This window comes from Nesterenkonia sp. Act20 (assembly GCF_019173455.1).
Taxonomy (GTDB): domain Bacteria; phylum Actinomycetota; class Actinomycetes; order Actinomycetales; family Micrococcaceae; genus Nesterenkonia.
Genome location: NZ_JADPQH010000001.1, coordinates 1,611,133 through 1,624,199 on the forward strand (window position 1 = coordinate 1,611,133; position 13,067 = coordinate 1,624,199).

Sequence of the window (13,067 nt, forward strand, 5' to 3'; positions counted from 1 at the left end):
TCAGCTGGACTGACCGCCGTCGAGGACCAGGCTCAGCGCCTCGGAGAGAGAGCCCACCTCGCGGACCCGCAGGCCCTCAGGCACCGCTTCCTTCTCGGTCCCGGTGGACTTCCGCGGGACGATGGCGTGGGTGAATCCCAGCCGCTGAGCCTCCTCCAATCGTTGACGGAGCCCGGGCACAGGGCGCACCTCCCCCGCGAGACCGACCTCACCGAAGGCCACGAAACGATTCGGCAGCGGCTTCTCCAACGCAGCAGAGGCCACCGCCAGGGCTATGGAAAGATCCGCCGCCGGCTCGGTGATCTTGACTCCACCGACCGTGGCCACGTAGGCCTCGGACTTCATGAGAGCGGTCAGCTTCGCCCGGCGCTGCAGCACCGCCAGCAGCATCGAGACGCGCGGCGAATCCAGCCCCGAGACGGCCCGGCGCGGCTGTGCTGCCTGAGATTCGGCAACCAGCGCCTGGACCTCGGCGGTGAGCGGGCGCCGACCCTCCAGGGTGATGGTGATGCAGGTGCCCGGAACGCGCTCGGTCATCGCCGAGACGAAGAGGCCGCTGGGATCGGCGAGCGAGGTGAGCCCGTCCTCGTTGAGGTCGAAGCAGCCCACGTCATCGGTGGGTCCGTAGCGGTTCTTCACCGCGCGGAGCAGGCGCAGCCGGGAGTGCCGATCTCCTTCGAACTGGCAGACCACGTCCACCAGGTGCTCCAGCATCCGGGGTCCGGCGATGTTGCCGTCCTTGGTCACATGCCCGACCAGGATGGTGGTCATGTTCTTGCGCTTCGCGGCCTCAATCATGGAGGCCGTGACCTCGCGGATCTGGGTCACCCCACCTGCGGCGCCGTCCACCTCGGCGGAGGAGAAGGTCTGCACCGAGTCCATGATGGTCAGCTGCGGGGAGAGCTTCTCCACCTGACCCAGCGCCTGGCCGAGATCAGACTCGGCGGCGAGGTAGAGACCGTCGGAGATGGCGTCGATGCGCTCGGCGCGCTTCTTCACCTGGGCGGCCGACTCCTCTCCGGTCATGTAGAGCACCGGTGAGCTGGTGTGCGCCCGTGCCACGGCAGCGGCTACCTGCAGCAGCAGCGTGGACTTTCCGACCCCGGGTTCGCCGGCCATGAGAATTACGGCCCCCGGGACCAGGCCTCCGCCCAGGACGCGGTCCAGCTCCCCGATCGACGTGGGTCGGAACTCGGCCTCGGAGGCATCCACCTCATGGATGACCCGCGCTGGGGTGGCGAGCTGACTGGCCGCCCTCGTCCTGGATGTGACCTGGCCCTTCTCCTCCACGGAGCCCCAGGCCTGGCATTCGGGGCAGCGGCCGACCCACTTGACGGTCTGCCAACCACATTCGGTGCATTCGAAAGCTGGGGACCCCTTGGAGCGCGAGCTGCTCCGTGAAGCGGTGCGAGTTGCCATGTCTCCTACGTTACCGCCGGGCACTGACATATTCCGGCGCACCTGCTGCCCGCCTCAGGCGGACCCCGTACGATGCTCGGAGCCCCATCCCTGCCGACTCTCAGGAGATCCGTGTTCCGCTCCCCCAAGATCTTCTTCCGTGTGCTGGCCTTCGCCGAGGCGGTGTCCTGGACCCTGCTCATCGGCGGGATGATCCTGCGCGCCACCAACGACCTTGACATCGCAGTGAGCATCGGCGGAGGCATCCACGGCTTCGTGTTCCTGGCCTATGGAGCCACTGCCGTGATCGTCGCGAAGAATCAGCGCTGGTCCCCCGGGCCGACGGCTATCGCGCTGATCAGCGCCATCATCCCCTACGCGACCATCCCGGTGGATCTGTGGCTCGCGCGCAGCGGTCGCCTCGACGGGCCATGGCGCACCGCGGCCACCGCCGATCCCAAGGATCACAGCTGGCATGACCGAGCACTGCGAGTGCTGCTGCAGAAGCCTGCGCTGATCGGCGGGGGGCTGGCCGGCGTCGTCGTCCTGGTGTTCGTGGCGCTGCTGGTGATCGGCCCACCCGGCTCCTGAACCACCGCCCATGCGCGCGCGGGGGCACCCGAGCCGGAGGGTGCGATGCCGCAGAGATGAGTGAAGCGCCGCCGGAAGATTCCGACGGCGCTTCACTCAGGGGGACCGCAAGGGTCCGGCTGAGCCTGCTCAGCTCTCGATCGCGGCGGGCTCCTCAGCTGCCTCGATCTGATCCTGCGGCTCATGCCACTCGAAGGAGAGCTTGCGCTCGCGTCCTTCGCCCGTGACACCGATCTCGATGCCGGCACCGTGGGGGATCTCGCCGTAGAGGATCCGCTCGGAGAGCTCGTCCTCGATCAGGGTCTGGATGGTGCGGCGCAGCGGCCGGGCACCCATCGCCGGATCGTAGCCGGTCTCCGCGAGGAACACTCGAGCTGGCTGGGTGACCTCGAGGGTCATCGCCTGTTCGGAGAGCCTGGTGCGCAGACGGTTCACGAACAGATCCACGATCTGGACGATCTCCTCCTGCTTCAGCTGCGGGAAGACGATGGTGTCGTCCACGCGGTTGAGGAACTCGGGCCGGAAGTGCTGGCGCAGCTCCTGGCTGACCGTGGCCTTCATCCGCTCATAGTTGGTCGTGGTGTCTTCACTGGAGGTGAAGCCGGTCATCACGCCCTTGGAGATGTCCCGGGTGCCCAGGTTCGTGGTCATGATGATCACGGTGTTCTTGAAGTCCACCACGCGGCCCTGCGAGTCGGTGAGTCGACCGTCCTCGAGGATCTGCAAAAGGGAGTTGAACAGATCCGCGTGAGCCTTCTCGACCTCGTCGAAGAGCACCACGGAGAAGGGACGACGCCGCACCTTCTCGGTGAGCTGTCCACCCTCTTCGTAGCCCACATAGCCTGGAGGGGCGCCGAAGAGCCGTGAGACGGTGTGCTTCTCGGAGAATTCGGACATGTCCAGGGTGATGAGTGCCTCTTCGTCACCGAAGAGGAACTCGGCCAGGGACTTGGCCAGCTCGGTCTTGCCGACGCCCGTGGGTCCGGCGAAGATGAACGAGCCCGAGGGCCGGTTCGGGTCCTTCAGCCCGGCTCGGGTGCGGCGGATGGCCCGGGACAGGGATTTCACTGCCTCGTCCTGACCGATGACCCGCTTGTGCAGCTCCTCCTCCATGCGGCGGAGGCGATCCGACTCCTGCTCGGTGAGCTTGAACACCGGGATACCGGTGGAGAAGGCGAGCACCTCAGCGATCAGATCAGCATCGACCTCGGCGATCTCATCGTTCGAGCTCGACTTCCAGGCATCTTCCTTCGCCTGACGCTCCTCGACAAGCTTCTGCTCCTTGTCACGCAGGCTGGCAGCACCCTCGAAGTCCTGGGCGTCGATGGCGGATTCCTTCTCCCGCCGGACATCCTCGATCTTCGCGTCGAACTCCTTGAGCTCCGGCGGGGCCGTCATCTTCTGGATGCGCAGCCGGGCACCGGCCTCATCGATCAGGTCGATGGCCTTGTCCGGCAGGAAGCGGTCATTGATATAGCGGTTGGCCAGCGAGGCGGCTGCTTCGAGCGCCTCCTCGGTGATGGAGACCTTATGGTGCGCCTCGTAGCGGTCGCGCAGACCGCGGAGGATCTGCACGGTCACCTCGACCGAGGGCTCCTCCACCTGGATCGGCTGGAAGCGACGCTCCAGCGCAGCATCCTTCTCGATGTGCTTGCGGTACTCATCGAGCGTGGTCGCACCGATGGTCTGCAGCTCACCGCGGGCCAGCAGGGGCTTGAGGATGTTAGCGGCGTCGATGGCGCCCTCGGCGGCACCCGCACCGACAAGGGTGTGGATCTCATCGATGAACAAGATGATGTCCCCGCGGGTGCGGATCTCCTTGAGCACCTTTTTCAGCCGCTCTTCGAAGTCACCGCGGTAGCGCGAACCGGCCACCAGGGACCCGAGGTCAAGCGTGTAGAGCTGCTTGTCCTTGAGCAGCTCCGGCACATCGCCGTTGACGATGGCCTGCGCCAGGCCCTCGACGACGGCGGTCTTGCCGACACCGGGCTCACCGATCAGCACCGGGTTGTTCTTGGTGCGGCGGGACAGCACCTGCATCACGCGCTCACGCTCGTAGTCGCGGCCCACCACCGGGTCCAGCTGCGCCTCTCGGGCGGCTGCGGTGAGGTTGCGACCGAACTGATCCAGCACCACCGAACCTGCGGGGGTGCCCTCATTCGAGCTGGACTGTCCGACGCCGGCTCCGGCCTTCTCCTGGTTGCCCCCGGAGTAGCCGGAGAGCAGCTGGATGACCTGCTGGCGGACCTTGTTGAGGTCGGCATTGAGCTCCACCAGGACCTGGGCTGCGACACCCTCGCCCTCGCGGATCAGCCCGAGCAGGATGTGCTCGGTGCCGATGTAGTTGTGGCCCAGCTGGAGCGCCTCGCGCAGCGAGAGCTCCAGGACCTTCTTGGCGCGCGGGGTGAAGGGGATGTGACCGCTCGGCGCATTCTGGCCGGGACCGATCTTCTCCTGCACCTTTTCGCGCACGCCGGTCAGTGAGATGTCCAGCGACTCAAGGGCCTTGGCCGCGACACCCTCACCTTCATGGATGAGACCGAGCAGAATGTGCTCGGTGCCGATGTAATTGTGGTTCAGCATGCGTGCCTCTTCTTGGGCAAGCACAACCACGCGCCGGGCGCGATCAGTAAATCTCTCGAACATAGCCACAGACACTCCTAGCGTTGGTGCTCTGCCTCAAGGCTACGGGCCTTCCGCGGCCGCGTCGCCGCTGTTCGCCATAGGGGAAAGTCCTCCCGGACATGCGTGGAGCCCGGCACAGCGTCATGCTGCATCCGGGCTCCACGCAGAACGGAGAAAAGTTTGGTGCTTTATCGCTTCTTGGCGTTGCGATAGGCCTCAACGATGTCGCGGTGCAAGCGACCTCGGCTGGAGACCTGATATCCATTCTTCACGGCCCAGTCACGAATCTGACGGGCCTCGTTCTGCGGGGAGGGCGGGGCGATGGCCCGACCCTTCCGGATGTACTTCTTGAGCGTCTCGCGGAGCTCCTTGGCATGGTCATCGCTGAGATCTATCTCATAAAACCTGGAGTCCAGGCCGAATGTGACAGTCTCCTTGGCTTCGCTGCCGTCAAGGTCATCAACGAGAACTACTTCTACCTTTTGAGCCATCTCTAACACCTCACTCCTCACTCACACGCCAGAAGCCGATCCAATTCATCACTTCCGACGCTTATCCCACGACGACAGACCAAAAACGATCTATGTCAGAGTAAGTATTTCAATAAATACAATTCGCGGTCAAGCTGGAAGCTTTCAGGTTTTCTTCAGCTCAGAACAAGTTTCTCGCCAGTAACCAGGCTCTGTCACTAAGACAGTACTGACGCCCAACTTTTTCAGCGTGGGCTGGGCGCAGAATGGGCGGACCCGTCCGCTGACTCGTGGTTGGGATGCAAAGCCTGCTGAGAAGCATCTTTACGCACCTGCGCCTCCGCCGCGCGCTCGTTGCGGTCGGCGCGGAAGATGGCACGCATAGCAAACCAGAACACGAGGCCGACCCCGATGGAGGGGACAAGAACTTCAAAGTACGTCCAGACGTTTTCCATTAAATTCCTTGCCTACATTCAGGTTTCACGGGGCATTCCTGACTATTTTTTCAGCCTACCCCGAGTATAAGAGCAGGCTCAGGCCTGAGCCTCAGGCTTGAGCAGCGGAAACAGGATCGTCTCGCGAATACCGGCACCGGTGAACAGCATGACCAGTCGGTCGATTCCCAGGCCGATGCCGCCCATCGGCGGGGCCCCGTACTCCAGCGCGCGCAGGAAGTCCTCGTCGTGCTGCATGGCCTCGTCGTCGCCGGCAGCGGCAAGCCGAGACTGTTCCACAAGGCGCTCGCGCTGCAGCACCGGATCCACCAGCTCGGAGAACGCCGTTCCACGTTCCATGCCACCGATGATCAGGTCCCAGGCTTCGATGACGCCTGGCTTCTCGCGATGAGCGCGAGCAAGTGGCTGGGCTGCCGGAGGGTAGTCGCAGACGAAGGTGGGCTGGATCAGCTGCGGCTCGACGATCTCACCGAAGAGTTCGATGATCAGCTTCTGCGCGTCCCACGCCGGGTCCACGGAGACGTCATGGGTCTGAGCGATCTCACGCAGCTGGGCCGCGGGCGTCTCGGGCGTGATCTCTTGGCCCACCGCCTCGGAGAGCCCCGGGTAGACCGAGAGCCACTTCCATTCGGCGTCGAGGTCGATGACACCGGCGTCGGTCTGGATCTGGCGACTGACCCCTGCGGCGTCCGCGGCAGCCAGAATCATCTCGCGCATGCGCTCGGCCATCACGTACATGTCCGCCCACGCCTCATAGGATTCAAGTGTGGTGAACTCTGGTGAATGTGTGGAGTCCACGCCTTCATTGCGGAAGACCCGGCCGATCTCGAAGACCCGGTCGATCCCTCCGACCACCGCGCGCTTGAGGTAGAGCTCGGTGGCGATGCGCAGTGTCATGTCCTGATCAAAGGCATTGAGATGGGTCTGGAATGGACGAGCCTGAGCGCCTCCATGGATGAGCTGGAGCATGGGGGTCTCGACCTCCACATAGCCGCGGCCATGCAGGGTCTCACGAATCGAACGAGTGATCGCCGCGCGCTGATAGACCATGTGGCGAGCCTCATCGCGGACGATCAGATCCGCGTAGCGCTGGCGCACACGAGTCTCTTCATTGAGCTCTGCGTGCAGCACCGGCAGCGGGCGCACCGACTTTGATGCGATCTCGAAGGAGTTCGCCATGATGGAGAGCTCACCGCGGCGGGAGGCGATCACCTCTCCGGTGACCTGCACGTGGTCGCCCAGATCGACCAGCGACTTCCACTGGGCAAGCGCTTCCTCCCCGATCTCGGCCAGCGAGAGCATGGCCTGCAGTCGAGTGCCGGTGCCGTCCGGACCGCCTTCCTGCAGCGTGGCGAAGCACAGCTTGCCGGTATTGCGCACGAACATCACACGACCGGCCACGGAGACCGTCTCTCCGGTGGAGGCGCCTGGCTCAAGGTCGGGGAAGCGCTCGCGCACCTCGGTGAGCGAAGCAGTGCGCTCCACCGTGACCGGGTAGGCCTGGACACCGGATTCGAGCAGGCGCTCACGCTTGTCCAGGCGCACCGCGCGCTGATCGTTGTTGTCGATGTCTTTTTTGCCGGCTGGGGCGGGAGTCTGATCAGTCACAGTCCGCCATTCTACGTGCCCAGCGCCTGGCGGCCTCGCGGAGCGCACTGCCCCGCGGACAACGCGCCGCGGGGCCGCAAGCCGGTGCTGTCAGTCCGGGCTGTCGGTCCGGGCTGTCAGTCCGAAGCGCTCAGCTCACCAGATCGTGACGCGCTCCTGCTCAGGCATATACATCCCATCACCTGGCTGAGTCTCGAAGGCCGCGTGGAAGGCGTCGAGATTCCGCACCACCTGGCTCGCCCGGAACTCCGCGGGGGCGTGCGGATCGATGCTGATCAGGGTGACCGCCCGTTCCGGACGCGTGAGGTTGCGCCAGGCCTGGGCCCAGGCGAAGAAGAAGCGCTGATCGGCAGTGTAGCCCTCAAGCTCCGGGGCCTCGATGTCCTGCTGCTCGAGCCAGAGTCGGTACGCCTTATGTGCGATCCCCAGTCCACCGAGGTCACCGATGTTCTCCCCGAGGGTGAGCTCACCATTGACCGTGTGTTCCGGAGCCTGAGAGGGCGAAAGAGCGCTGTACTGGTCGACCAGCTTCGCCGTGCGCTCCTCGAAGGCCTCGCGGTCGGCCTCGGTCCACCAGTTCTGCAGCGAGCCGTCGGCCCCGTAGCGCGAACCCTGGTCGTCGAAGCCGTGACCAAGCTCATGTCCGATGACAGCGCCGATGGCTCCGAAGTTCTGTGCCATGTCCCGCTCGGCCGAGAAGAACGGCGGCTGGAGGATGGCGGCGGGGAAACAGATGACGTTCTCCAGCGGCGAGTAGTAGGCGTTGACCGTCTGCGGGGTCATATGCCACTCCTCGGGGTCTGGCCCCTCGTTCAGCTTGGCGATGTCACGGCCCCACTCGAACTCGGCTGCCCGACGGACGTTGCCGACCACGTCGTCGGCGTCCACCTCCACGCTGGAGTAGTCGATCCACCGATCGGGGAAGCCCACCATCGGCGTGAAGGCATCGAGCTTCTCCAGTGCCTTGGCCTTGGTCTCCTCACCCATCCAGCTCAGCTCGCTGATGGACGCTCGGTAGGCCGCGATGAGGGCGGCGATCAGCTCATCCATGGCTGCCCGGGCCTGCTCCGGGTAGTGCCGGGCGACATAGATCTGGGCCACGTCTTCGCCGAGGTTCGCGTTGGTCAGCGCCACTCCGCGCTTCCAGCGCTCCTTGAGCGCCTGGGCTCCGGAGAGCTTCTTGGAGTAGAAGTCGAAGTTCTGCTCCACGAGGTCGCTGTGCAGCAGCGGCGCGGCCCAGCGCATGAGCTGGACCCGGAGCCAGAGCTTCCAGGTCTCGAGCGGGCGCTCGGTGAGCACGGCCTGCATGCCGGGGAGCACGTCGGGCTGGGCGAGCACGAGCTCTTCGGTGTGCCGCGGCTGCAGGCCCCACCCGGTGATTGCTTCGCGCAGCAGGGGCATCAGGGCCAGCGCCTCAGACTCGGTCACCAGGTTGTAGCGCTTCTGCGCATCACGGGTGGTCACCTTGTCCCAATGGTGGTCAGCGATGGCGGACTCCAGGCCGACGACGGCGGCGGCCGCGCGTTCTGCATCTTCGATCCCGCTGATCTGCAGCATCTGCACCAGGTAGTCCTGATAGGCGCTGAGGATGTCGGTGAGCTTCTCCTCGCGGTAGTAGGACTCATCGGGAAGACCGAGTCCAGACTGCATGATGTGCCAGAGCATCCGGGTGGGGTCGCCCGCGTCGCGCATAGCTCCGGCGACGAAGATCCCTTCGACTCCCTGACGCTGCCAGGCCGAGGAGAGTCGGATGAGGTCTTCGATGCTGCTCACCGACTCGAGCTGGGCGAGCATCGGCTCGATCGGGGTCAGACCGCGGCGTTCGGCGGCCTCGGCGTCCATGAAGGAGGCGTAGAAGGACCCGATGCGTGCGGCGATGGCGGGATCCTCGATCTGGGCGTCACTGGGCTCGGCATCGGCCCGTGCGGCGGTCTCGGTTCCGGCGCTGAAGGCGGCGGCCTGCTCCAGGATCTCGCGCACATCCGCTTCGGCCTTGTCGCGCAGCTCGTGGAATGAGCCATACGCGTCCATGTCGGCGGGAATCTCGGCGGTCTTGAGCCACTCGCCGTTGACGTGCTTCTGCAGATCGTCCTGAGGGCGCACGCTGTGATCGATATAGGGAAAAGAGCTCGCGGCGCTGGCTGTGCGGGGGGTGGTGCTGGCGGTCTCAGTCATCTGCCCAGCCTACTCCGGGCGAGGCGTCGAGCTTTCCCCGGCGGATCCTCCTGGGACGAGCAGCACGTTGTCGATCAGGCGGACCGGCCCCACTCGTGCAGCGATGAGCGCCAGGGCTTCTCCGCGCAGGACCCCGTCGTGGTTCTGCAGCTGACCGCCGGGTTCGATCTCGCGCAGCGAGGCTGGATCCAGGACTACGAGGTAGTCCAGTTCGACACCGTCGGCGGAGCTGAGCTCTGCGACCTGGTCCGCCAATCCCAAGGGTCTGCCGGCGGCCGCGTCCTCCGCCAGGGCGCTCAGTGCGAAGGGCAGCGCCAGCGCAGCGGCGTAGTCCTCCTCCTGGAGGCGCTGGTTGCGGCTGGAGAGCGCCAGTCCATTCTCATCGCGCACGATCGGGACCGTCCGGATGCCCACTTCGAGGTCGAGGTCGGCCACCATGCGGGAGATGATCGCGACCTGCTCGGCGTCCTTGGCGCCGAACCAGGCCTCGAAGACGGCCGGGGCGGGCGGTGCCATAATGTGGAAGAGCTTGACGACCACGGTGAGCACCCCGTCGAAGTGCCCCGGGCGGGCTGCTCCCTCCCAGCGCCGTCCCAGCTCGCCGGCGCTGAGCCTCACCAGGGGCGCCTCCGGGTAGCCCGGGTACATCTCCTCGATCTCCGGCGCGAAGACCAGGTCCACGCCGTGGTCTCCCAGCAACGCGATGTCCTTCTCCCGCGTGCGCGGATAGTGGAGGTAGTCGGCGTCGTCGTCGAACTGCAGCGGATTCACGAAGATCGAGGCGACCACGATGTCGGAGTGCTGCCGGGCGGCGTCGATCAGTGCGGCGTGACCCGAGTGCAGCGCACCCATGGTCGGGACGAGCCCGACGACCGGGGCGTTCCTGCCGTCACGGACGTGTGCGGCGACCGCCTCGGCGAGCGCGGCACGGAAGCTGGCGATGGTGGTGGAAACCTGCGGCTGAGTCACCGATCCAGTGTAGGTCCGCTGGGCGAGGCGCCCGAGACGAGCACGTGCGCCTCAGCCCCCGAGGACGTCGAGCAGCTCCGCGGCCTTGCCGGCGGAGATCAGTCCCCGGTCCAGAGCGCGCTGGGTCGTCGCCCGCGCCATGGTCAGATAGGCGGTGCGGATATCGGCCGGCAGGTCCGAGGAGGCCAACAGCCGCACATGGTGGCTGACCGTACCCACGTCTCCGCGCGCGACCGGTCCGGTCAGGGCGCCCTCCCCCGAGGCCAGCGCATTGTCCAAGGAGGCCTGCATGAGCGGTCGGAGCACCGTCTCGGCATTCTCAACCCCTATGCGGTGCAGCATCTCGGCGGACTGGCCGGTGATCGTGTTCAGATGATTCGAGGCATGCGCCAGCGCCGCGTGATAGATCAGCCGGTCGGCCTCCCGGATCACCACGGGCTCGCCGCCCACCACCACCACCAGGGCCTGCGCAATGGGCAGCACCGGTGCCGGGGCGGTCACTCCGAAGGCGCAGGTGTGCAGCTTCTGCAGGTCCATGCTCAGCCCGGTGAAGGTCATCGCCGGATGGATCGCCAGACCGATGGCTCCGCGGCCCATCGCCGGTGCAAGCACCTCGGTGCCGAAGCGCCCGGAGGTGTGCACGATCAGCTGTCCAGCCTGCACGTGCCCGGCCTCGGCCAGACCGGAGACGAGCTCACCGAGCGCATCGTCGGGGACAGCCAGCAGGACAAGTTCGGCTCGGCGCATGATCTCCGGGATCTCCAACACCGGAACACCGCCGAGCAGGGACTCGGCGCGCGTCCGGGAGTCCTCGGAGACGGCGTGGACCCCGAGGACCGAGTGTCCGGCGCCGCGCAGCGCGGATCCCAGCACTGCACCCACTTTTCCGGCAGAGATGATGCCGACGCCGAGGCGGCCCTCCCGTCGAGAGGGCGGCAGCTCCGCCGCATAGGGGTCGACGGGCTGCTCAGCGTTCACGGAGATGCTGCTCCTCTGCCTGGTGGTCTGCGGGGGTCTCGTGGGGTGCCTGTACCGGATGGCCTTCAGCGCCGGCGGGGGTCTCGGCGTCGCCGCCGGCCGGGGCGATCGCCTCTGCCGCCTTGCGTTCAAACTCCTGCAGCTCCTCCGGGCGCATCCAGTGGTTGCGGTCGCTGTAGCGCCGGGCGGTCGCGGCCTGAGCCGACTCGTACTCGAAGAGTTCACGCGCCGCGTCCAGGTCCTGGTTCTTCAGCCGCGCCTGGAAGGGGCCCGCGGGGGAATGGACGAAGATGTCCGCCACCGCCCGACCGCGCTGCAACGGCCCCTGGTGCATGCTCAGCGACTGGATCCGTTCATGCGGAATCATCGTCAGGCGCCGCGCGGCGCGGCCGTCCCGGAACATCAGCGCGGCCGGGGTGGTGCGGAACCCACGACGACGACGCACGTACGGGTCGAAGAGCCGGGCTCGGCGGGGGACTTCGGTGAAGTTCAGCTCGGTGCCGCTGTTCAACAGCCCCGCGGTGAAGACCTCCTCCGGGTTCTCCACCTGCAGGTCGGGGAACATCTCGGCCACAGTGGCCATGACGTCCTCGATCCGTCCGACCGGAAGCAGCACCGAGCGCTTCTCGCCGATCCCATAGCCGGCAACAGTGACCACGATGCGGAACCAATGGAAGGGCCGCCAGAGCACCGGCTGCTGGATCTGCAGCGCCTGGACCCTGCCCGGGGGGATGGTCTGGTTCGTGGTCTCCAGCAGCCCGTAGCGGATCCGCAGCCCCGCGCTGGTGGCCGTGGAGGTGAATCCGAAGCCGGAGCTGAACTGTTGGTAATAGATGGTGATCGCGGCGATCGCCATGGGAAGAAAAGTGGGAAGACCGAGGGCGGCGACCACTGGCCAGACCGCTCCGAAGCCCTCAGCCGGGTCGAGCGAGGCGGTGATGAGTCCGACGATCAGGGCGCCGACCGCAACGAGGATCAGCAGCAGCACGAAGACCGTCCCCCAGCCGCTGAGCACCGAACCGATCAGCCGTCCCGTGGGCACCTTTGCGACGAGCCGGTCCGGGCTCCCGGAGGGCGCCGTCGCCTGGTGGTGCTGCTCCGGCGCGAGCCGCTCACCGTGGGCGGTCGCGGTGCCTTCCGGGCCGGCGCCTGGCTCGGTCGAGATCTGATCGGTTGCTGCCGCGCTGGGCGTGTTGCCCGCGGCGCGGTCCATGATCTCGGCGCGGAGCTCCTCGGCCTGGGCCTTCTTCAGGAACGCCAGGGTGGCGGCTGTCCCGTCACCCTCGGCCACCTCGAACTTCAGCTCGGCCAGACCGGTGATCCTCGCCGCCAGAGGTTGGCGAAGGTCCACCGCCTGGACCCGATCGATGCGGGCCTGGCGGTGCTGGCGAACGAAGACACCTGACTTCACCATCACGTGCTCGGTGGTGATCTTGTATCGGGTGAACCACCAGGAGAGCACGAAGCTGCCGAAGATCAGCGCGATGATCAACAGCGCGCCGACTCCACCGAGGATGAAGGGCATCGGGTTCGCCGAGACATCTCGCTGAATCTCACCGCTCTGGACGGCCTGCCAGGCGTCCGCCCACATCTGCCAGTTGTAGCCGAAGATGATGCCCGGAATCGCGAGCACCGTGACCCAGCCACGCACGAACGGGCTCAGCGGATGAACCTTGGTCCAGCTGGGATCGAACCAGCGTTCGGGACCGGAGTCGGAGCTCTTGGCCTGCGTGGCTGAAGGCTGCAGATCTGGGGACTGCGTGTCCGGGGGCTGACCGGTGGTTCCTTCGGTCATGTG

10 protein-coding genes are annotated in these 13,067 nt (G+C 66.1%); 1 reads left to right on the forward strand and 9 read right to left on the reverse strand.

What is annotated here, in order from left to right; genetic code table 11:
* Nucleotides 1-1,419, reverse strand: coding sequence for a DNA repair protein RadA (gene radA, locus IY716_RS07415; RefSeq protein ID WP_218220920.1), 1,419 nt, complete (start codon nt 1,417-1,419; stop codon nt 1-3).
* A 111-nt stretch (nt 1,420-1,530) separates the two neighbouring features.
* Between radA and IY716_RS07420 the strand changes: the two genes are divergently transcribed.
* Nucleotides 1,531-1,989, forward strand: coding sequence for a DUF3817 domain-containing protein (locus IY716_RS07420; protein ID WP_218220921.1), 459 nt, complete (start codon nt 1,531-1,533; stop codon nt 1,987-1,989).
* Nucleotides 1,990-2,118: 129 nt separating this feature from the next.
* Here IY716_RS07420 and IY716_RS07425 read toward each other — a convergent pair whose 3' ends face one another.
* The 8 genes from IY716_RS07425 to IY716_RS07460 form a co-directional block, all read right to left on the reverse strand.
* A complete protein-coding gene (locus IY716_RS07425) occupies nt 2,119-4,635 on the reverse strand; it encodes an ATP-dependent Clp protease ATP-binding subunit (protein ID WP_218221461.1) in 2,517 nt (838 codons plus the stop codon).
* A gap of 167 nt (nt 4,636-4,802) precedes the next feature.
* A complete protein-coding gene (locus IY716_RS07430) occupies nt 4,803-5,105 on the reverse strand; it encodes an Lsr2 family protein (protein ID WP_192591516.1) in 303 nt (100 codons plus the stop codon).
* A 224-nt stretch (nt 5,106-5,329) separates the two neighbouring features.
* Complete coding sequence (locus IY716_RS07435) at nt 5,330-5,539, reverse strand: hypothetical protein (protein ID WP_218220922.1); 210 nt, start codon at nt 5,537-5,539, stop codon at nt 5,330-5,332.
* A gap of 78 nt (nt 5,540-5,617) precedes the next feature.
* Nucleotides 5,618-7,147: a lysine--tRNA ligase gene (gene lysS, locus IY716_RS07440; RefSeq protein WP_218220923.1), complete on the reverse strand. Its 1,530-nt coding sequence runs from the start codon at nt 7,145-7,147 to the stop codon at nt 5,618-5,620.
* Between the two features lie 135 nt (nt 7,148-7,282).
* Nucleotides 7,283-9,322 (reverse strand): M13 family metallopeptidase, encoded by a 2,040-nt coding sequence (locus IY716_RS07445; RefSeq protein ID WP_218220924.1) that lies wholly within the window; start codon nt 9,320-9,322, stop codon nt 7,283-7,285.
* Between the two features lie 9 nt (nt 9,323-9,331).
* Nucleotides 9,332-10,291 (reverse strand): pantoate--beta-alanine ligase, encoded by a 960-nt coding sequence (gene panC, locus IY716_RS07450; RefSeq protein WP_218220925.1) that lies wholly within the window; start codon nt 10,289-10,291, stop codon nt 9,332-9,334.
* Nucleotides 10,292-10,342: 51 nt separating this feature from the next.
* The gene (locus IY716_RS07455; RefSeq protein WP_369699627.1) at nt 10,343-11,269 is read right to left on the reverse strand and encodes a Rossmann-like and DUF2520 domain-containing protein; all 927 of its coding nucleotides are present in this window, start codon (nt 11,267-11,269) and stop codon (nt 10,343-10,345) included.
* On the reverse strand, nt 11,259-13,064 hold the full coding sequence (locus tag IY716_RS07460; protein WP_218220926.1) for a PH domain-containing protein: 1,806 nt from the start codon (nt 13,062-13,064) through the stop codon (nt 11,259-11,261). Before IY716_RS07460 ends, IY716_RS07455 begins: the two co-directional genes overlap by 11 nt.
* Between the last annotated feature and the right edge of the window lie 3 nt (nt 13,065-13,067).